At 50.8% G+C, this 20,144-nt stretch carries 16 protein-coding genes; 14 read left to right on the top strand and 2 right to left on the bottom strand.

The features are described from left to right. Window positions 1-197 precede the first annotated feature (197 nt). Window positions 198-1,703 carry a glutamine synthetase family protein gene (locus tag DYH27_RS03110; RefSeq protein WP_029216460.1) on the bottom strand — a complete coding sequence of 502 codons (1,506 nt, stop codon included), beginning with the start codon at window positions 1,701-1,703 and terminating at the stop codon, window positions 198-200. Window positions 1,704-1,919: 216 nt separating this feature from the next. Here DYH27_RS03110 and DYH27_RS03105 point away from each other — a divergent pair, with 216 nt between their 5' ends. The 6 genes from DYH27_RS03105 (at window position 1,920) to DYH27_RS03075 (ending at window position 8,450) form a co-directional block, all read left to right on the top strand. Next, window positions 1,920-2,441: a GNAT family N-acetyltransferase gene (locus DYH27_RS03105; RefSeq protein ID WP_025067622.1), complete on the top strand. Its 522-nt coding sequence runs from the start codon at window positions 1,920-1,922 to the stop codon at window positions 2,439-2,441. A 420-nt stretch (window positions 2,442-2,861) separates the two neighbouring features. Then, window positions 2,862-3,692 carry a prephenate dehydratase gene (locus tag DYH27_RS03100; protein WP_029216459.1) on the top strand — a complete coding sequence of 277 codons (831 nt, stop codon included), beginning with the start codon at window positions 2,862-2,864 and terminating at the stop codon, window positions 3,690-3,692. A gap of 68 nt (window positions 3,693-3,760) precedes the next feature. Beyond that, window positions 3,761-4,930, top strand: coding sequence for a pyridoxal phosphate-dependent aminotransferase (locus tag DYH27_RS03095; RefSeq protein ID WP_025067623.1), 1,170 nt, complete (start codon window positions 3,761-3,763; stop codon window positions 4,928-4,930). A 63-nt stretch (window positions 4,931-4,993) separates the two neighbouring features. Beyond that, complete coding sequence (locus DYH27_RS03090; protein ID WP_025067624.1) at window positions 4,994-6,058, top strand: bifunctional 3-deoxy-7-phosphoheptulonate synthase/chorismate mutase type II; 1,065 nt, start codon at window positions 4,994-4,996, stop codon at window positions 6,056-6,058. A 498-nt stretch (window positions 6,059-6,556) separates the two neighbouring features. Beyond that, the gene (locus tag DYH27_RS03080; RefSeq protein WP_013671444.1) at window positions 6,557-7,333 is read left to right on the top strand and encodes a prephenate dehydrogenase; all 777 of its coding nucleotides are present in this window, start codon (window positions 6,557-6,559) and stop codon (window positions 7,331-7,333) included. Window positions 7,334-7,472: 139 nt separating this feature from the next. Continuing rightward, window positions 7,473-8,450 carry an endonuclease/exonuclease/phosphatase family protein gene (locus tag DYH27_RS03075; RefSeq protein WP_029216458.1) on the top strand — a complete coding sequence of 326 codons (978 nt, stop codon included), beginning with the start codon at window positions 7,473-7,475 and terminating at the stop codon, window positions 8,448-8,450. Window positions 8,451-8,661: 211 nt separating this feature from the next. On the opposite strand, the gene mscL is transcribed toward DYH27_RS03075, so the two are convergent. Next, window positions 8,662-9,087: a large-conductance mechanosensitive channel protein MscL gene (gene mscL, locus DYH27_RS03070; protein ID WP_025067625.1), complete on the bottom strand. Its 426-nt coding sequence runs from the start codon at window positions 9,085-9,087 to the stop codon at window positions 8,662-8,664. A gap of 275 nt (window positions 9,088-9,362) precedes the next feature. Between mscL and gap the strand changes: the two genes are divergently transcribed. The 8 genes from gap (at window position 9,363) to DYH27_RS03030 (ending at window position 20,131) form a co-directional block, all read left to right on the top strand. Continuing rightward, on the top strand, window positions 9,363-10,391 hold the full coding sequence (gap, locus tag DYH27_RS03065; protein WP_004354199.1) for a type I glyceraldehyde-3-phosphate dehydrogenase: 1,029 nt from the start codon (window positions 9,363-9,365) through the stop codon (window positions 10,389-10,391). 111 nt (window positions 10,392-10,502) lie between these two features. Beyond that, entirely contained in the window at window positions 10,503-11,471 is a 969-nt protein-coding gene (gene miaA / locus DYH27_RS03060) for a tRNA (adenosine(37)-N6)-dimethylallyltransferase MiaA (protein WP_025067626.1), read from the top strand. Further along, a complete protein-coding gene (locus tag DYH27_RS03055; protein ID WP_025067627.1) occupies window positions 11,465-12,403 on the top strand; it encodes a diacylglycerol/lipid kinase family protein in 939 nt (312 codons plus the stop codon). Before miaA ends, DYH27_RS03055 begins: the two co-directional genes overlap by 7 nt. Window positions 12,404-12,932: 529 nt before the next feature. Further along, entirely contained in the window at window positions 12,933-14,876 is a 1,944-nt protein-coding gene (locus tag DYH27_RS03050; protein WP_025067628.1) for a glycogen debranching enzyme N-terminal domain-containing protein, read from the top strand. Window positions 14,877-14,891: 15 nt separating this feature from the next. Then, window positions 14,892-16,160 (top strand): glycosyltransferase family 4 protein, encoded by a 1,269-nt coding sequence (locus DYH27_RS03045; protein ID WP_025067629.1) that lies wholly within the window; start codon window positions 14,892-14,894, stop codon window positions 16,158-16,160. Between the two features lie 46 nt (window positions 16,161-16,206). Next, the gene (locus tag DYH27_RS03040) at window positions 16,207-17,652 is read left to right on the top strand and encodes a glycoside hydrolase family 57 protein (RefSeq protein ID WP_004354189.1); all 1,446 of its coding nucleotides are present in this window, start codon (window positions 16,207-16,209) and stop codon (window positions 17,650-17,652) included. Between the two features lie 587 nt (window positions 17,653-18,239). After that, window positions 18,240-18,440 (top strand): hypothetical protein, encoded by a 201-nt coding sequence (locus DYH27_RS03035; protein ID WP_013671451.1) that lies wholly within the window; start codon window positions 18,240-18,242, stop codon window positions 18,438-18,440. 149 nt (window positions 18,441-18,589) lie between these two features. Next, window positions 18,590-20,131, top strand: coding sequence for a RapZ C-terminal domain-containing protein (locus DYH27_RS03030; protein ID WP_025067630.1), 1,542 nt, complete (start codon window positions 18,590-18,592; stop codon window positions 20,129-20,131). Window positions 20,132-20,144 lie beyond the last annotated feature (13 nt).

The raw sequence follows: 20,144 nt of genomic DNA, 5'->3' as shown, positions 1-20,144 counted from the left end.
GTTAAGAACGCAAAGTGTATGCCAACTTTAAACATTAATTTATTTAGAGAACCTATCTACATACGGGAGCTTTATCGGTACATTATGTCTAATGAATAAGGGGGATAGGGGAATAAAAAAAATGTGGAAGAAAAATCCCAGGTAACGCTTCTGTTGCCTGGGATTCGTTATAAAGGATAGGACTTGTCTTTCTGAGTTTATCCGCAATGGAAGTACTGGCGGACGAGCTGCTCCATCATCATCTCCTTGCCTTCGATTTCCTGACGCAGTGTGCGGTCGTTGAAGGAACGGAGCTGCTTGATGATACCATCAATCATGGCCGGAGAGAAAACATCGTACTCCTCGTAGACCTTGCGCTGACGCTCCAGACAGTCGGCTGACGCAGCACAGCTGTCAGGCAGCTGGGCCAGTGTGGCATAACGCTCGGCATTCTTCGGGTCGTGGATGTCGCCATCAGCAAAGGTACGCTCGGCTTCAGCCTCTGCATTCGCCATCTCGAAGCCATGGCGGCAGGCAACACAAAGACCCGCCAGCAGCTGGTAGATGTCAGCCGAAGCATCCGGCGACCGCATCTCTACGGTCTGCTTGCCTGAGTAGTCGCGTGCTGTGAACGGTTCTATCTCATTTGCCTTGTGGCACATATCCTCGCCGGAAGTCCAGCCCAGTGGCACACGTACCAGTACCGAACGGTTGCTCATGCCCCAGCAGACATTCGTCGGAGCCTCCTGGTGTGGAACGAGACGGAAGTAAGAGGTCGGATTCTTGTTGCCGAAAGCCGTGATGCTCTCTGCCAGATCCATCATACCGGCGATGGCACGGCGAGCATCAACAGACAGTTTTCCATGGTCGAGCATCATGTTCTTTCCGTCCTTCATGATACGCATATGGATGTGCATACCCGATCCGGCTTTACCTACGGTAATCTTCGGTGCGAAAGTAACATCAAGTCCCTCTTCATAGCCCAAGCTGCGGATAATCCATTTGGCAAGGAGCAGCTGCTCTGCACACTCGTTAGCGGGGACAGGCAGGAATTCAATCTCGTTCTGCTCGTAGCAGCGACCGTTCTCGACGAAATTGCCCACCTCGGAATGTCCGTACTTGATCTTGCCGCCGCACTCGGCAATCAGCTGCATGGCGCGCATACGGAAGTCATTGCTTTTAGCAAAAGGAGAACTCTCGTGGTAGCCGTGCTGGTCGTCGGCAGGGAAAACGCCCTCATCGTCGCGGATAACATAGTATTCCAGTTCGCCCATGGCATGGAATTCCATACCTGTCACCTTCCTGAAGGCAGCCATGGCCTTGTGAAGCGTATATTCCGGGGAAGATGCCAGCGGATTACCGTCACGGTCGAAGAACGAACAGAGCATACAGAGCGTAGGAATCTCCGAGAACGGATCAACGAATGCCGTCGAGAAACGCGGCATGACATAAAGGTCGCTGCTGGCTGCGGCGATGAAGCTGAAGAGGGAAGACCCGTCGACGCGTTCACCGTTGGTAAGGATGGTCTCCAGATATTCCGGTGTGTGCAGCATGAAGTTCAAGGTCTTCAGCCGTCCGTCACCAGCAGGATACATGAAGTTGACCATCCGGATGTTCAGGTCGCTGACAACCTGTTTGATGTCCTCCTTCGTAAACTTGTGTGCGTCTTTGCCCAAGTGTGCTTCCAGTCTGTTGGCTGAATGCTTGAAAAGGTTATTTTCCATTGTTATAGGTTTTTAGAAATTAGTATTCGATTCTGTGGGCAAAAATACACATTAATTTTATCATTCGCAATTATTTTGCGTACTATTTTTCATACTTTTCCTTTCGTCCGCATCTCTGCTTCTGACTTTTTGTATGACATTTAATCTTTTCCAGGGCTTAATGTTAGATATTTCTTTGTACTTTTGCATTGCCGAACCTATTGAAGATGATTTCTTATGACAAACGAAAGTAGAATAATCTTGGCTGACAAACGTACCATCCGCAAAGCTGTGATGGACGACCTCCCGCTCGTGATGAAACTTATTCAGCAGGGAAGAGAGAAGATGATTGCTTCGGGCAATCCCAATCAGTGGTCGGCTGCACACCCGTCGAGAAAGAAAATAACGCAAGATATAGTGCAAGGGTACTCCTATCTGCTTTGTGAAGACGGTCTCCCTGTCGCCACGTTTGCTTTTCTTCCTGGCCCCGATCCTACCTATTCTTATATAGAGGGTGGCAGCTGGATCGACGACCGTCCCTATCATGTCATCCATCGTGTGGCTTCCGCTGATGGCGTCCACGGTGTCATGGCAGATATCATCAGCTATTGTTCGTCCTTTGCATCCTCCATCCGTATTGATACCCATGCCGACAACCGCTCCATGCAGGCGGCCTTGTCCCGTTTAGGATTCGTTTACTGCGGTGTAATCTATTTGGAGAATGGAGACCCCCGTCAGGCTTATCAGCTGTCAGTATAGCTGTCTGAAGTCCCGGACAAAATCTACAGTCAGACTACAACTGTCCTATCCTGATACGCATGATGTTCTAACAGTGGGTAAGAAACTACTGTATTCCCAAATGCCTTGGCTGGACTTTGAAGGAGGTGTACTTCTGGAAACATAAATTCTGTGAGAAAAGTTTGGCTGTGAGAAATAAAAGTAATATATTTGCAGGCGAATACAAACGAAAATGAAGATTATGAGCAAGTCTTATGCGTCTTTCCATTACTTTTACTTTGCAAATGATTGCAAAGCGGGAAGTTGCGTGTAGATTTCAACTTATGAAAATCATATAAAACAAGAAACAGACAACGAAACGGTCCCGCCCATCAGTGAGCAGGGCCGTTTCTTGATTGACAGCCTTCTGTAGACGGAAGAAACAGTAAAACAACGGAACGGATGAAACGAATAGCCATACAAGGAGAACATGGATGTTTCCACGACATTGCAGCCCATGCCTACTTTTCCGGTGAGCAGGTACAGATTACGTGCTGTGCTACCTTCGAGGAGGTTTTTGAACAGGTGGACAACGACCCTACAGTGATTGCCCTGCTTGCCATAGAAAACACGATAGCGGGCAGCCTGCTGCACAACTACGACCTACTGCGCAAGTCGGGTACGACGGTCGTGGGAGAGCAGCGGCTCCATATCCGGCATTGCATCTGCTGCCTGCCTGATGACGACTGGGCGACAGTCGTCGAGGTCCATTCTCATCCCGTAGCCCTCATGCAGTGCCGCTCGTTCCTCGACATCCATTCCGGCATCAAAGCTGTGGAGGCAACCGATACAGCCGGTGCGGCTGCCTACATTACGCAGAACCAGTGCCACGGACAGGCTGCCATCTGCTCGGCAGAGGCTGCCCGGCTCTATGGGATGAAGATACTTGAGGACTCGATAGAAGACAACAAGCACAATTTCACACGTTTTCTTGTAGCCTGCCGTCCGCAGAGGGCCGACTTCCTTCGTCCGCTGTCCGAAGCCGACAAGGCGAGTATTGTCTTCTCGCTCCCACATGAGGAGGGTTCTCTGAGCAAAGTGCTGACAATCCTTTCCTTCTACGGCATCAACCTCACGAAAATCCAGTCGCTGCCTGTCATCGGACATGAGTGGGAATACCTCTTTTATATAGACCTGACTTTCGACAGTCTTACCCGCTATCGACAGGCGATAGATGCCATCACTCCTTTGGTGAAAAGCATCAGAATCTTAGGAGAGTACAAGGAACATTAGTTCCTGGCACACTGGGGGAACGGTCTCTGCAGACGGGACGATAACAATTGATAAAAAGCAGACAGCCTATGATACAGCCGGCAAGCCGCGTGAACGAAGTGCAGGAATACTACTTCTCGCGCAAACTGAAGGAAGTGGCGAAGATGAATGCTGACGGACAGGACATCATCTCTCTGGCCATCGGCAGTCCCGATATGCCGCCCTCGGAACAGACAATAGACAAGCTGTGCGAGGTTGCCCGGGAGACAACCGGACACGGCTATCAGCCAACGGCCGGGACGGCGGAGCTGCGTTCGGCCATGGCAGGCTTTTATAAACGGTGGTACGGTGTTGCCGTTGATGCAGGGACAGAAGTCCAACCGCTTATCGGATCGAAGGAGGGTATCCTGCACGTTACCCTGGCTTTCGTCAATCCAGGTGAACAGGTACTGGTCCCCGACCCCGGTTATCCTACTTACACCTCACTCTCCCGACTGCTCGGAGCAGAGGTCGTACCTTACGATTTGAGGGAAGACAACGGCTGGCAGCCTGACTTTGAAACACTGGAGAAAATGGATTTGAGCCGTGTCCGTCTGATGTGGACCAATTACCCGAATATGCCCACTGGCGGCAATGCCCGCCGTGAGACCTATGAACACCTGGTAGACTTTGCCCGCCGGCACGGAATCGTGGTGGTAAACGACAATCCCTACTCGTTTATTCTCAACGAAGGAGAGAAGCTGAGCCTGCTGCAGGTACCCGGTGCAAAGGACTGCTGCATCGAGTTCAACTCCATGTCGAAGGCTTATAATATGCCCGGATGGCGTGTGGGGATGTGCATCAGTAACCCGACTTTCATCTCGTGGATATTGAAAGTGAAGAGCAACATTGACTCCGGTACTTTCCGGGGCATACAGCTGGCAGCGGCGGAAGCCATGAACACGAATACGGCGGAATGGCATCAGCAGTATAACATTGAGGTTTATCGCCGCCGCCGTGTGATTGCCGAAGAAATCATGACCCTGCTGGGCTGCCGTTTCGATGCCTCACAGACGGGCATGTTCCTGTGGGGGAGGATTCCGGAGAAGTATGCTGATGCGGAACAGCTGACAGAACGCATATTGCATGAGGCACGTGTGTTCGTCACTCCCGGCTTCATCTTCGGAAGCAACGGCAGGCATTATGTCCGCATTTCCCTGTGTGCAAAGGACGAGAAAATGGCTGAAGCATGCAACCGTATCGCCGCCCTGAAATGGTAGGGCAGTCCTCCGTAGGGAGTGTCTCCATCACATAGAGTGAATTTAAGAATAAAAAAACAGATTATGGAATTAGACTTAGAACCCTTGCGACTCCCGAGCGACAATGAGCGTCCGGTAGTCATAGCCGGGCCCTGCTCGGCAGAGACAGAAGAACAGGTAATGTCAACGGCACGCAGTCTGGCAGCCAAAGGATGCCATATATTCCGTGCCGGTATATGGAAACCACGCACGAAACCGGGCGGTTTCGAAGGGAATGGCGAGACGGCCTTGCCCTGGATGAAGCGGGTGAAGGAGGAAACAGGAATGCTGATTTCAACGGAGGTGGCGACACCCGAGCACGTTGAACTGGCTTTGAAGTACGGTATGGACATCCTCTGGGTGGGTGCGCGTACCTCTGCCAATCCTTTTGCCATGCAGGCTCTGGCTGATGCCATGCAGGGGCTCGACCTCCCCGTGCTGGTAAAGAATCCTGTCAATCCCGACCTTGAACTGTGGATAGGAGCATTGCAGCGTCTCAATCAGGCAGGTTTGAAGCGGCTGGGTGTCATTCATCGTGGCTTCTCAAGCTACGACAAGAAAATCTATCGCAACGTGCCTATGTGGCAGATACCTATCGAGCTGCGGCGACGCATACCGGGGCTGCCCATCATCTGCGATCCGAGCCATATCGGCGGACGACGCGACCTGATTGCGCCGCTCTGCCAGCAGGCTATGGACCTGGGGTTCGACGGACTGATCGTGGAGAGCCACTGCAATCCGGAGAAGGCCTGGAGTGATGCCAAGCAGCAGGTAACACCCGACATCCTTGACTATATCCTTTCGCTGCTCATAGTGCGTGATGTGCATTCAACTACGGAGGACCTCCGCCTGCTCCGGTCGCAGATCGACGAGGTTGACAACTCGCTGATGGGACTTCTTGCCAAGCGGTTCCGCATCTGCCGTGAGATAGGAACGTTCAAGAAAGAGCACAATATGACGGTTCTGCAGGCTGGCAGGTATAATGAAATCCTTGAAAAGCGAGGAGCGCAGGCAAGCCTCTGCGGCATGGATGCCAACTTCGCCGCACAGGTCTTTGAACTGATTCATGAGGAGAGTGTACGCCAACAGCTGGAGATCGTGAACCAGTAAGGTGGCGGATGTTGAATGCTGGATGCTGTTGGGATAGCCTTGGAGCTGTAATGGTCTGTTGTATTTCTTCTCCACGACAGTTAAAAAGATAAACAGTTAACTGTCAGCTGTTTGTCAAGTGACCATCGGCCGCCGGCCACCTGGCATCCTGAAAAGAAAGAATATTAGTGTCGTCCGGTGGACATCTCACGTGTAAGCCAGTTCTCAGCGTCTTGCCGTATACCATAACGACAGGAATGAACCGGCCTTTCCTGCGGATGTGCTGATGCCCGTCACATATTGTGTTGTCGGCAGACACCAGTCGTGTTGACGGTCCGCTCCTTGCAATAATATTGCCGGGAGGGGCGCAGCTTGTAGCTGGAGAAAGAACTGTGCCAGCGCAACTTATCCGGTCAGGGAGGCTTACATTTCCGAAGACAATGAGGAACTGCCTGCTTAAAGGAGATTACGCATGGGAAATCATGCTGTTAAAGTTTTATCGGACACCAATAAAAGAATATGAAAATACTGATAATGGGTGCAGGAAAGATGGGAAGTTTCTTCATCGACCTGCTTAGTTTCGACCACGAAGTAGCTGCGTACGAGAAAGATGCACGCCGCCTTCGTTTTACATATAACTGTCAGAGGTTTACGGCATTGGATGAAGTGGAGAACTTCCAGCCGGAACTTGTAATCAATGCGGTGACGGTGAAATATACGATACCTGCCTTTGAAGAAGTGCTGCCGGTATTGCCGGAGGACTGTATCCTGTCTGATATCAGTTCGGTGAAGACGGGACTGAAAGACTGGTACGGTCAATGCGGACACCCCTATGTGTCTACGCATCCGATGTTCGGTCCGACCTTTGCCAATCTCAACCAGCTGAGCGAAGAGAATGCAATCATCATCAGCGAGGGTGATTACATGGGAAGGATATTCTTCAAGGACCTCTATCAAAGGCTGGACCTGAACATCTACGAATACAGCTTTGAGGAACACGACAGGACGGTAGCTTACTCGCTTAGCATTCCGTTTGTCTCTACCTTTGTCTTCGCTGCCGTGATGAAGCACCAGGATGCGCCGGGCACGACTTTCAAACGGCATATGCGTATTGCGAAAGGAGTACTGAACGAGGATGATTACCTGCTTCAGGAAATTCTCTTCAATCCTTACACGCATGACCAGGTGGCACAGATACGCACGGAACTGAAGGAGCTGCTGCAGATTATCGACAACAAGGATGCCGGGGGCATGGAGGCCTATCTTGCAAAAATCCGCAGGCACGTGAAAAACTGATGCGGCTGTCGGAAACTGAAGAAGCTGTGCCAAACTGTTTCTCTTTTCTCAGTCTTCTTTTACGGATATAATGGCAATGGCTTTATTCCATGAACTCCCAATGGGGAACTTTTATCTTTTATCAAAAACCTATACCTTTATGCGCACGTTGTTAATCCTCGTCTTCACGCTGCTCTCCGTGCCGTCGGCAGCCCAGAGCCGTCTGACCATCGTAGAACTGAATGCGGAGAACCTGTTTGATACTCGGCACGATACATTGAAGAATGACTATGAGTTCCTGCCCGATTCCCCTCGCCATTGGACACGTACCAAGTACTGGGAGAAGCTGAACAGAACGGGGCAGACCATCATTGCCTGTGGCGAGGACAGCAGCGGCTGGCATCTGCCTGACATCGTGGGCTTGTGCGAAGTGGAGAACGACAGTGTGCTCTTTGACCTTACCCGCCGTTCTCTTCTTCGCAAGGCCCGCTACGAATATGTAATGACGGCTTCGGACGACAGACGTGGTATTGACGTGGCACTGCTCTATTCGCCCTTCTCTTTCCGGCTGATAAAAGCCGATACGATACATGTTGCTCCAATGGCGGATATGCGTCCTACACGAGATATTCTGCACGTGGAAGGAGAGATAGAAAACGGCGATACGCTGCACGTCTTCCTGCTCCATGCACCGAGCCGTATGGGAGGCGAACGTTATTCCCGACCTTTCAGGCTGTATGTGGCAGGACTGCTGTGCCAGGCGGTCGATTCCCTCCGCAGTCTGTATGCTGACCCCAGAATCCTGGTAATGGGCGACTACAATGATTATGCCGACAGTCCCTCTGTCCGACTCTTATGTACCCGCGGATTCGTAAACGTATCTGCACGGGCACATGGGAACAACGGAGCCAAAGGTACTTATCGCTACCACGGAGCGTGGGGAAGTCTGGACCAGATTCTTGTGAGCGAGAATCTGTGCCCATGGGTCATCAGCTGTCATGTCCATGACGCGGCGTTTCTGTTGGAGGAAGACGATAAGTACGGAGGGGTAAAGCCACGTCGCAACTATAATGGCATGCGCTATAACAACGGCTTCAGTGACCATCTGCCATTGGTTCTGCAGATGCGACCGAAATGAATGGAAAAGGAGGATATGTCAAAACTTGATCTCCACTAAAGACAGCTATCATTGCAAAGAATAACCGCTACCAAGGAGTTGATAACCCAATGATAGCGGTTGTTCTGATATTTATGAGAGATTGAGACCGTCAATGTGAAAGGAGGCTTTTCTGAATTCTAAGTTTTGACACACCTCCTTGTTGCCCTGTGGTTTTTGACATTTACGGTGTCTACTGCTTCTTCAGCAGGTCGCGTATCTCGGTGAGGAGTTTCTCCTCGTTTGTCGGCTTCGGGTCTGGTGCCGGATCGGCAGCCTCTTCCTCTTTCTTCTTTGACAGTCTGTTGATACCCTTTACGAGGAGGAAAACACAGAAGGCAATGACGATGAAGTCGAATGTCGTCTGAAGGAAGTTGCCATAGTTGATGGTGGCAGCTTCCATCTTCTCGACACCAGGAATGTCAACAGTAGGAAGCGTGAATTTCAAGTCAGTGAACTTGACACCGCCGATGAGCCATCCGATGGGTGGCATGATGATGTCGTCGACGATGGATGAAACGATTTTGCCGAATGCGCCGCCGATGATTACACCGACTGCCATGTCAACAGCGTTACCCTTTACAGCAAAATCCTTGAATTCTTGAATAAGTTTGCTCATATTATTTATGTTGTTGATTTTGTACGTCTCTCTTGTCGTCTGCCCCCTTAACATTCTTCCTTTTGGCACATGGAGTTTGCAAACAAGGCTCGTCGTGTCACAGTCTCATCATCTTGTGGATGAAACGAGCCATTTTTTATAATATTTAATACGCAAAGCGTCTGCAAAAATAAAAAAAAAATTGTATCTTTGCAATCGTAACAAAGGAAATGTTTCTATAAGGAGGTAAAAAGAAAATTGTTTTATGAACTTTTATAAATAAATTAAGTTAAAAAATGGTAAATGTAGCTATTAACGGCTTTGGCCGTATTGGTCGTCTCGCATTCCGTCAGATGTTTGAGGCTGAAGGTTATGAGGTTGTTGCAATCAACGACTTGACAAGTCCTAAGATGCTTGCTCATCTGCTGAAGTATGATACCGCTCAGGGTGGCTTCGCCGGCAAGTACGGTGAGGGCAAGCACACTGTAGAGGCTACAGATGACTCTATCATCGTTGATGGTAAGGAAATCAAGATTTCTGCTGAGAAGGATGCTGCAAACTGTCCATGGGCTGCCAACAAGGTAGACGTTGTACTCGAGTGTACTGGTTTCTACACATCAAAGGAGAAGGCTTCTGCTCACCTCAAGGCTGGTGCCAAGAAGGTGGTTATCTCAGCTCCGGCAGGTAACGATCTTCCTACCATCGTTTTCAACACCAATCACAAGACCCTGACAGCTGATGACAAGATTATCTCTGCAGCTTCTTGTACAACCAACTGTCTGGCTCCTATGGCAGCTGCGCTGAACGCATACGCTCCAATTCAGTCAGGTATCATGTCAACTATCCACGCTTACACCGGCGACCAGATGATTCTCGACGGTCCACAGCGCAAGGGTGATCTCCGTCGTTCACGTGCAGGTGCCTGCAACATCGTTCCTAACTCAACAGGTGCTGCCAAAGCCATCGGTCTCGTTATCCCTGAACTGAACGGCAAGCTGATCGGTTCTGCACAGCGTGTTCCGACTCCGACAGGTTCTACAACTATCCTCGTTGCTGTTGTCAAGGGCAAGGACGTGACCGTTGAGGGTATCAATGCTGCCATGAAGGCTGCTTCTACAGAGAGCTTCGGTTACAACGAGGACCTGATTGTTTCTTCCGACATCATCGGTATGCGTTTCGGTTCTCTGTTCGACGCTACCCAGACAATGGTAAGCAAGATCAGCGACGACACATATCAGGTTCAGGTTGTATCCTGGTATGACAATGAGAACTCTTACACTTCTCAGATGGTTCGTACAATCAAGTACTTCGCAGAGCTGAAGTAATACCTTTACAGGAGTAAATCTGCAATTCTCTCTTGCGTAGAGAGACATTGACGGATAAAATATTAATCCCTGCCGACTTGCCGGCAGGGATTTTTTTGTTATCTTTGTGGCATGAAGGACGAACATACAGGTGGATGTACGGCCATGGGCAAGACTGTTGCAGGCCGGATGATAACCATACTCGGCCCTACGGCTTCGGGTAAGACCAGCCTTGCTGCACACCTGGCCGGCCGGCTCGGCGCAGAAATCATCAGTGCAGACAGCCGGCAGGTGTATCGCGGCATGGATGTCGGCACGGGAAAGGACCTGGCCGACTATACGGTCGATGGGCATCGCGTGCCTTACCACCTTATAGATATATGTGAGCCAGGGACGAAGTACAATCTCTTCCGTTATCAGCAGGACTTCCTCGACTGTTATGAAGATATGCGGAACAGGGGAGTACTGCCTATTCTCTGTGGCGGGACAGGGCTTTACATAGAAGCGGTGCTGAAAGGGTACAGTCTGTCTCCGGTGCCACAGAATCCGGAACTGAGAAAGTCGTTGGAGGGCAAGTCGCTTGAAGAACTGACACAGCTGCTGGCTGGACTGAAGGCAAAGAATCACTCTGTCATGCACAACAAGACGGATGTGGACTCCTGTCAACGAGCCGTCCGGGCCATAGAGATTGAGACGTACAACCTCACAAAGCCGACGGAGGAGCGGCCGTGCCCGCCCATAGAATCGCTGATAATCGGTGTGGACATTGACCGTGAGGAGCGCAGGCGCAAGATAACAGACCGGCTGAAAGCCCGGCTTGAAGCGGGTATGGTGGATGAGATAGACGGACTCCTGAAGCGTGGCATCCCTGCCGACGACCTGATTTATTACGGGCTGGAATACAAGTTCGTCACGGAGTATCTTGTCGGCAGACTGTCCTATGAGGAGATGTTCCGTCAGCTTGAAATAGCCATCCACCAGTTTGCGAAACGGCAGATGACATGGTTTCGCGGCATGGAACGGCGTGGCTTTGCAATACACTGGCTCAATGCCGGACTGCCGATGAATGCGAAGATAGAAGAAATATTGAACTTATGGTAGAAGAAGACAGATGGGGCATCGTTTATTGTCCGAAAGGTGGGTTGCTTGGCAATCCCGTGAAGCGTTGGGAACAGGCAGAACGCTGTCTGCAATCGCACCACATACTGTATGACATGGTACAGAGCGAGAATCCCCGGAGCGTGGAACGGCTGGTACGTATGCTGGTAAACAATGGTTATCGCACGATTATCATCTTCGGTGGAGACTCTGCATTGAACGATGCGGTCAACTGTCTGATGCTCATGGAGCCGGGAGAGCGTGATCGCATTGCACTGGGAGTGATTCCGAACGGGGTTCTGAACGACTTCGCCCATTTCTGGGGATTCGACGAGTCGAAGATAGAGCAGACGGTTGCATGGCTCGACAAGATGCGTGTCAGGAAGATCGATATAGGCTGTATCCGTTACCGGAACAGGAAGAATGAACATTGCAGACGTTATTTCCTCAACTGTGTGAACTTCGGTCTCGTTGCAACCATCATGAGCCTCCGCCGCCGTACCCGCCATCTGTTCGTATCCCGCCGGCTGTCTTTCATACTATCCTGTTTCCTGCTTCTCTTCCAGCGGGTGGACTTCCTCATGCACCTCCATATCAATACCGAAAAGATCAAGAACCGCATCATGACCGTCTGTATCGGAAACGCATCAGGTTATGGACAGACACCCAATGCTGTTCCGTATAACGGACTGCTGGATGTGTCTGTCGTATCCCGACCTAAGACGATGCAGATCATCGAGGGACTTTATCTTCTGTTGCGTGGGAAGATCCTGACACATCGGAGTGTCCGCCCTTACCGTACAGGTGAGCTTACGCTGAGGGTCGAGCCACATACACCTGTCAGTGTGGACGGACGGCTTTTGAACGCTGCTCCGGTCGGAGACTGTAAGATCAACGTAGAGAAGGAGGTGGTGAATTTCCTGATACCGGATTGAATTCCTGCCCGTTGATGTCCGATGCCTTGATGGACTGCTGAGATTTCCCACTGCATGGAGCCTTCAACCTTGTTGAGAATGAAAAAAAATATAGCTGTTTGGTATACTATCCCCTGTATAGATTATTCATTAACTCCTTGATATATAGTATATTGAGAGAGACAGGCCAGTCTTCCTGTTTCCAGCCTACGTGCTGATGCCAGCCACGTGTGGTGGTGTTGGCAAACACCAGTCGTGTGAGCACTCAACACCTTGACAATATGACGCTGGGAGTGCAGTTAAAAAGCTGACGAAACTTATTTGATGAGGGGGACTTTCCTAAAAACAATACAGAATTGACTGTTCAAAGTAGATTCCGTATGGAAAATCATGCTATTTAATTTTAATCGGACAGCAATGGAAAAATATATGTGTTTTGTGACTTTATTTTGATTTTTTCTTCGTATCTTTGGAGAGCCAAACAGTTTAGTCGCATGACGACCTTCTTTCGACTTGGAACCAAACAACAGAACATAAAACCTTTTAAGACATGAGCTACTTAAAATTTGAAAAGGCTCTGATGACCAATCTTCAGGACTCGCTTCCACGGGAGTTGTTGCGGACCAACCGCTCGGGAGCCTATTCCTGTTCGACCATCGTCGACTGCAACACCCGGAAGTACCATGGGCTGCTTGTCGTGCCAGTTCCGGAACTGGACGACGACAACCATGTACTGCTCAGCTCGCTTGACCCTACGGTCATCCAGCATGGGGCCGCCTTCAACCTTGGCCTGCATAAGTATCAGGGCGACAACTTCAGTCCGCAGGGACATAAGTATATCCGCGAGTTCGACTGTGACACCGTACCTACAACAGTCTATCGGGTCGGTGGTGTGCTGCTGAAGAAGGAAGTCGTTTTCCAGCACTATGAAGACCGCATTCTGATTCGCTACACCCTGATGGAGGCACATTCACAGACGACCCTCCAGTTCCGTCCTTTCCTTGCTTTCCGCAGTGTACGGCAGTTCACGCATGAGAATTCCGTTGCTGACCGTTCGTACAATGAGGTGGACAACGGCATCAGTACCCGTATGTATGCCGGCTATCCTTCACTCTTCATGCAGTTCTCGAAAGAGAACACATTCCACTTCGAGCCCTATTGGTACCGTGGACTGGAATACCCGAAGGAGCAGGAACGAGGTTATGCCTCCAATGAAGACCTGTATGTTCCGGGCTATTTCGAAATGAACATCAGCAAGGGTGAGAGTATCGTCTTCGCCGCATCGACGACAGAAAGCGACACCTCTTCATTGAAAAAATTGTTTGATACGGAGGTCAAGTCACGCAGCCCACGTGACAACTTCTTCCACTGTCTTGTCAATGCCGCCCATCAGTTCCACAACCGTTCAAAGAATGACGAACGTTATATTCTTGCCGGCTATCCGTGGTTCAAGTGCCGCGCACGTGACCAGTTCATCGCTCTCCCCGGACTTACCTTGAGCATTGAGGAGCAGGACTATTTCGAACTGGTAATGCAGACTGCCGGGAAAGGACTGCGTGAATTCATGGAGGGCAGGCCGCTCAGCGTCAACATCTATGAGATGGAGAAGCCGGATGTACCGCTGTGGTGTGTGTGGGCTATACAGCAATATGCCAAGGAGGCCGGCAAGGCACGTTGTCTGGAACTCTATGGTGCCCTGCTGCATGACATCATTGACTATATCGCTGCCGACAGGCATCCTGACCTCCGGATGGATGACAATGGCCTGCTCTATGCCGATGCCAAGGGAGAGGCCATCACATGGATGAACTCTACAAACAACGGCAAACCGGTCGTTCCACGTACAGGTTATATCGTCGAGTTCAATGCACTCTGGTATAACGCCCTTTGTTTCGTAGCTTCAATGGAGCGGGAGGGCGGCAAAGAGAAACATGCGAAAGAACTTGAAGTACTCGCAGAAAGATGCAAGGAGGCTTTCGTCAGTACTTTCCTGAACGAGTACGGTTATCTTTACGATTATGTGGATGGCAGGATGATTGACTGGAGCGTGCGTCCGAACATGATATTCGCCGTGGCACTTGACTATTCTCCGCTCGACCAGAAGCAGCGGAGGGGCGTACTGGATGTCTGTACGCGCGAACTGCTTACACCGAAGGGACTGAGATCTCTCTCTCCGAAGAGCGGTGGGTACAACCCGATGTACGTCGGGCCGCAGACACAGCGCGACCTTGCCTATCATCAGGGAACAGCCTGGCCATGGCTGGGAGGATTCTATCTTGAGGCCTGTCTGAAGCTCTATAAACAGACACGCTTGAGTTTCGTCGAACGCCAGCTAGTGGGGTATGAAGACGAAATGTTCAATCACTGTCTCAGCACACTGCCCGAACTCTTCGACGGCAACCCGCCGTTCAGTGGCCGTGGAGCCATCTCCTTTGCCATGAATGTCGCCGAGGTGCTCCGTACGTTGGAGTTACTTGAGAAGTATAAATATTAAAATGGAGGAACCTATATGAAAGTTTTAATGTTTGGATGGGAGTATCCTCCTCATGTATATGGCGGTCTGGCTACTGCCAACTTTGGTATTTCCGAGGGACTTCATGCACAAGGGGATGTCGAGACAATCCTCTGCCTGCCGCATCCTTTCGGTGATGAGGACCACACGTTTGCTGACATTGTGGCAATGGATCATGTACCCATCGCCTATCGTGAACTTGGCTATGACTATGTGAAAGACCGTCTCGGCAATCTGATGACGCCGGAACTGTACTTCAAGTTGCGTGAGCACATCTATGCCGACTTCAATTACATGCACGTCAACGACCTCGGGGCGATGGACTTCGCCGGCGGTTATCCAGGGAATTTGCATGAAGAAATCAACAACTATTCGATTATTGCCGGTGTCGTTGCCCGCACATTCGACTTCGATATCATCCACGCCCACGACTGGCTGACCTATCCTGCCGGCATCCATGCCAAGCGGGTATCGGGCAAACCGCTGTGCATCCATGTCCATGCCACAGACTTCGACCGCTCTCGTGGAAAGGTCAATCCGACGGTCTATGGCATCGAGAAGGACGGCATGGACAATGCCGACTGCATCATGTGTGTGTCAGAACTAACCCGCCAGACCGTCATCAACCAGTATCACCAGGACCCGCGTAAGGTCTTCACGGTACACAATGCCGTCTATCCGCTGAAGCAGGAGATTGCCGGAATACCGCGTCCTGACCATAAGGGAAAGGAAAAAGTCGTCACTTTCCTCGGCCGACTGACGATGCAGAAAGGCCCCGAATACTTTGTCGAGGCTGCCAACATGGTTCTTCACCGTACACGTAACGTGCGTTTCTGCATGGCAGGGTCGGGCGATATGATGGACCAGATGATTTATCTGGCTGCCGAGCGGGGCATCGCCGACCGCTTCCATTTTCCCGGCTTTATGCGCGGGAATGAAGTCTATGAATGCCTGAAGGCCTCAGATGTCTACGTGATGCCGTCCGTCAGCGAGCCGTTCGGTATTTCGCCTTTGGAGGCGATGCAGTGCGGAACGCCGACCATCATCTCCAAGCAGAGTGGATGCGCAGAGATTCTGGACAACTGTATCAAGGTAGACTACTGGGACATCCATGCACTGGCAGATGCGATGTATTCCATCTGTCACAACGAGAGCCTCTTCGATTACCTCGCTGTTGAAGGAAAGCGAGAGGTTGACCAGATAACATGGGAGAAGGTCGGCGCATGGATCCGTGAGCTTTACCTCCGTACATTGGGCTGGCAATAAGAATCTGAATGAAAGGAAACTAATGACCTATAAAACCAAAACGACAATGAAGACAATTTGTTTATATTTCGAGATACACCAGGTAATCCACCTGAAACGTTACCGCTTCTTTGACATCGGTACCGACCATTATTATTATGACAGCTTTGAAAACGAACGTACTATAGCTGAAATCGCCGAGAAAAGCTATATGCCGGCTCTGGATGCTCTGTTGCAGATGATCAGGGAGAGCGGACAGACCTTCAAGGTGACTTTCTCGCTCTCGGGCGTGGGTATTGAACAGCTTGAAATTCACGCTCCACAGGTACTTGAGAAGCTGCAGGAACTGAACAGCACCGGCTGCGTGGAGTTCCTTGCCGAGCCTTATTCCCATGGTCTGGCTTCTCTTGCCAATGAAGAGAGTTTCAAAGAAGAGGTGAAGCGTCAGGCAAAGAAAATCAAAGAGTACTTCAGTCAGACACCGAAAGTGCTCCGCAATTCCTCACTTATCTACAGTGATGAAATCGGACTGCTGGCATCCCAGATGGGTTTCAAAGGTATGCTGACCGAAGGAGCAAAGCATGTCCTGGGCTGGAAGAGCCCGCATTACGTCTATAACTGTGCGCTTGATCCGAACCTGAAACTGTTGTTGCGCGACGTGAAGTTGAGTGATGACATTTCGCTCCGCTTCAACAATTCCGACTGGGAAGGCTATCCATTGTTTGCCGACACATATATGGACGAGATTGCGGCACTCCCGGAGGAAGAGCAGGTAATCGGCATCTTCATGAACCTGTCGGCTCTCGGTATCGAGCAGCCTCTGTCGAGTAACATCCTCGAGTTCTTCAAGGCATGGCCGGCATGTGCCAGGCAGCGGGGTATCACCTTCTCTACTCCGTCTGAAATCTGCATGAAGCTGAAGAGCGTCGACAGTCTTGACGTACCCGATACATTGAGCTGGATGGATGAAGAACGTGATGTGAGCACCTGGCTGGGTAATCCGATGCAGCGCGAAGCATTCAACAAACTCTATAGTGTTGCCGACCGTGTACGCATTGTCAACGACCCGCGTATCAACCAAGATTGGGATTACCTGCAGGCAAGCGACAACTTCCGTTTCATGTCCACCAAGCCTTCCCGTGTGGGAATGGACCGTGGCATCTATGCAAGTCCGTTCGATGCCTTTACCAATTACATGAATGTGCTGGGCGATTTCCTGAACCGTGTCAACAGCCTTTATCCTGCCGAGATAGACAATGAAGAGCTGGATGGTCTGCTTACTACTATCCGTAATCAGGGTGAAGAGCTTGAGATGAAATCGAAGGAAATCTCCCGGTTGCAGGCAAAGGTCGAAACCCTGGAGAAAGAGGAAGACCGTCTGCGTGCAGAAAAGGAGAAGAAAAAACCGGTCAGGAAGTCTTCCCGTACGGGCTCTGCCGCCAGAAAAGCTGCCACGGATCCTGCTGCAAAAAAGAAAAAAAAGTCTGCCCCAGCCGGTGGGAAGGCCGAGTAAATCTTCTGTCTGAAATGTAGTCTGTAACCGCCCATACAGCTGTCTGGCTTGATCCGGATATGCTGTATGGGCGTTTTTTGCCGTTTTCCCCGACATCTCGTCTTTGTTTTTGTCAGGAAAGGATTTTCCTGGAATCGATGAGGTCTCTGGCTGGCTATGCCTTTGTGTGTCGGGAAAAGACAGTCAATTAATGCTGTCCGGTAAAACTCAAACAGCATAATTCCCCATGTGTGATTTCTTTCAAACTGACAGTTCCGCATTGTTTTCAGAGAGATAAGCCCCTCTGATCAGACAAGTACTGCCGGTACGGCTTTTCTCCAGCTGCAAGCTGCCCCCGTCCCGGCAATATCATCGCAAGGAGCGGGCCGTCAACACGACTGGTGTTTACCGACAACTCCATAAGTGATGGGCATCGACACATCACCGGTTAAGCACCCAGGTAAGTCCTGATCGGAATGCAAGTAGGCGTTAGTTGGTATGCAGTCAGAGGGTGTCTGCAATCCGGTGGGCCGGAAAGAATGGTCTCCGTCCTGAAAAACTTCACTGCTTTCAATCCTTATCTGTAATCTTTTCGCTAACTTTGTGGCATGAAACGATTGATTAACTGGAAAGAATTTGCTGTGCTCTTTGTCGTTATCGGGGGCATCTACTATCTTACGAGGTCATTGCTTGTCACAGGCGGCATCCTGGCCATTCTGCTGCTGATAGACGGTTTGTTGCGTCAGTACGACAACAAGAAGCGCGGAGAAAAGCAGGCAGACGAGATAAAAAAGAAGCTGGAGGACTAAGCCTCACCTGTTTCATGAAGTGAGTACACGTTCCGGAGGTGTCGGGTAGGGGAGAAGTATGTCATGCTCAGCATACGGGCATGGAAACGTCCGTACTCCCGGCGGCATATCGGGAGCGGCCCGGAAACAGGTCACATAAAGAATAGAATATGGAAAGACTGTTAGAGTTATATGAAAACTGGAAAGGCATCGAGCCGGTCAGTGCAGAGAAACTGGAAGGAGCCGGCAGCAACCGCACATATTACAGGCTGACGGATGGGGAAGGCGATTCCGTTATCGGTGTCATCGGGACGAGCCGCGACGAGAACCATGCCTTTGTCTATCTTGCCAGACACTTCGAAAAACGGCGGCTTCCGGTACCGCACGTGCTGGCTGTATCGGAAGATGAGATATGTTATCTGCAGTCCGATCTTGGCAACACCTCGCTCTTCGAGGCTATCCGGGGTGGACGTGAAGCCGGCGGAAGGTATAATCTTGCAGAGCAGGAACTGCTTCGCCGTACAATCCGGGAGCTGCCGAACATACAGCTGAGAGGTGCCCGCGGACTTGACTTCGGCAACTGCTATCCGCAGCCGGAGTTTGATCAGGAGAGCGTGCTCTTCGACTTGAACTATTTCAAGTACTGCTTCTTGAAAGCAACGGAGCTGGATTTCCACGAGCTGAAGCTCGAGGCGAATTTCCGAATGTTTGCCAAAGACCTGACCTCTGAGAAGATGGATGCCTTCCTCTATCGTGACTTCCAGGCACGCAATGTCATGTTGGACAAGAAGGGGAATCCTTTCTTCATCGATTTCCAAGGCGGACGGAAAGGTCCATTCTATTACGACCTTGCGTCTTTCCTGTGGCAGGCAAGTGCCAGATATTCCTTCAAGCTGCGGAGGGAGCTGGTGTTCGACTATTATCAGAGTCTGAAGAATTATACCGAGGTGCCGTCGAAGCGGCATTTTGTCAACCGGCTGTCTCTCTTTGTCCTTTTCCGTACATTGCAGGTGCTGGGGGCATACGGATTCCGCGGTTACTTTGAACGGAAGAAACACTTTGTCGATTCCATCCCCCCCGCCATACAGAATCTGCGCGACCTTCTAGCACTGGGCGAGGGTGTCTTCCCCTATCCGTATATGATGACTATGCTGCGCCGGCTTACACAGCTGCCGCAGTTTGCACGTATAGAGAAACCTGCAGCCAACAGGGCAGACGGTTTCCGGATTGCCGAGAAAGACATATACAAGGCCAATCCGCTGGACGGACCCGCCACTTTCTCCAAGTATGACGGCAAGGGGCCGCTGGTGGTACGTGTGTTCAGCTTCTCTTTCAGAAAAGGCATTCCGGAGGACACGTCAGGCAATGGCGGGGGATACGTCTTCGACTGCCGGAGCACACACAACCCGGGGCGGTACGAGCCTTACAAGAAACTCACGGGACTGGACGAGCCCGTCATCCGCTTTCTGGAGGATGACGGCGAGATACTTGACTTCCTCAAACCTGTCTACAGATTGGCCGACCATCATGTGGAACGCTACATACAGCGTGGCTTCACCGACCTGATGTTCAGTTTCGGCTGTACGGGCGGACAACACCGTTCAGTCTACTGTGCACAGCATCTTGCAGAACATCTCAATGAAAAATATGGAATAGAGGTGCAGATAACGCACAGAGAGCAGGCCGTCAGGCAGACACTGAATGCACGTTGACAGTTCCCGGTAG

The organism is Prevotella denticola, assembly GCF_900454835.1.
Classification (GTDB): Bacteria; Bacteroidota; Bacteroidia; order Bacteroidales; family Bacteroidaceae; genus Prevotella; species Prevotella denticola.
The sequence above is the reverse complement of the archived record's forward strand: the minus strand, read 5'-3'. Positions and strand labels throughout refer to the sequence as shown.

Coding starts and splice junctions, on each gene's coding strand:
- DYH27_RS03110 (WP_029216460.1), bottom strand. CDS start 1,703: ATGGAAAATAACCTTTTCAAGCATTCAGCCAACAGACTGGAAGCACAC.
- DYH27_RS03105 (WP_025067622.1), top strand. CDS start 1,920: ATGACAAACGAAAGTAGAATAATCTTGGCTGACAAACGTACCATCCGC.
- DYH27_RS03100 (WP_029216459.1), top strand. CDS start 2,862: ATGAAACGAATAGCCATACAAGGAGAACATGGATGTTTCCACGACATT.
- DYH27_RS03095 (WP_025067623.1), top strand. CDS start 3,761: ATGATACAGCCGGCAAGCCGCGTGAACGAAGTGCAGGAATACTACTTC.
- DYH27_RS03090 (WP_025067624.1), top strand. CDS start 4,994: ATGGAATTAGACTTAGAACCCTTGCGACTCCCGAGCGACAATGAGCGT.
- DYH27_RS03080 (WP_013671444.1), top strand. CDS start 6,557: ATGAAAATACTGATAATGGGTGCAGGAAAGATGGGAAGTTTCTTCATC.
- DYH27_RS03075 (WP_029216458.1), top strand. CDS start 7,473: ATGCGCACGTTGTTAATCCTCGTCTTCACGCTGCTCTCCGTGCCGTCG.
- mscL (WP_025067625.1), bottom strand. CDS start 9,087: ATGAGCAAACTTATTCAAGAATTCAAGGATTTTGCTGTAAAGGGTAAC.
- gap (WP_004354199.1), top strand. CDS start 9,363: ATGGTAAATGTAGCTATTAACGGCTTTGGCCGTATTGGTCGTCTCGCA.
- miaA (WP_025067626.1), top strand. CDS start 10,503: ATGAAGGACGAACATACAGGTGGATGTACGGCCATGGGCAAGACTGTT.
- DYH27_RS03055 (WP_025067627.1), top strand. CDS start 11,465: ATGGTAGAAGAAGACAGATGGGGCATCGTTTATTGTCCGAAAGGTGGG.
- DYH27_RS03050 (WP_025067628.1), top strand. CDS start 12,933: ATGAGCTACTTAAAATTTGAAAAGGCTCTGATGACCAATCTTCAGGAC.
- DYH27_RS03045 (WP_025067629.1), top strand. CDS start 14,892: ATGAAAGTTTTAATGTTTGGATGGGAGTATCCTCCTCATGTATATGGC.
- DYH27_RS03040 (WP_004354189.1), top strand. CDS start 16,207: ATGAAGACAATTTGTTTATATTTCGAGATACACCAGGTAATCCACCTG.
- DYH27_RS03035 (WP_013671451.1), top strand. CDS start 18,240: ATGAAACGATTGATTAACTGGAAAGAATTTGCTGTGCTCTTTGTCGTT.
- DYH27_RS03030 (WP_025067630.1), top strand. CDS start 18,590: ATGGAAAGACTGTTAGAGTTATATGAAAACTGGAAAGGCATCGAGCCG.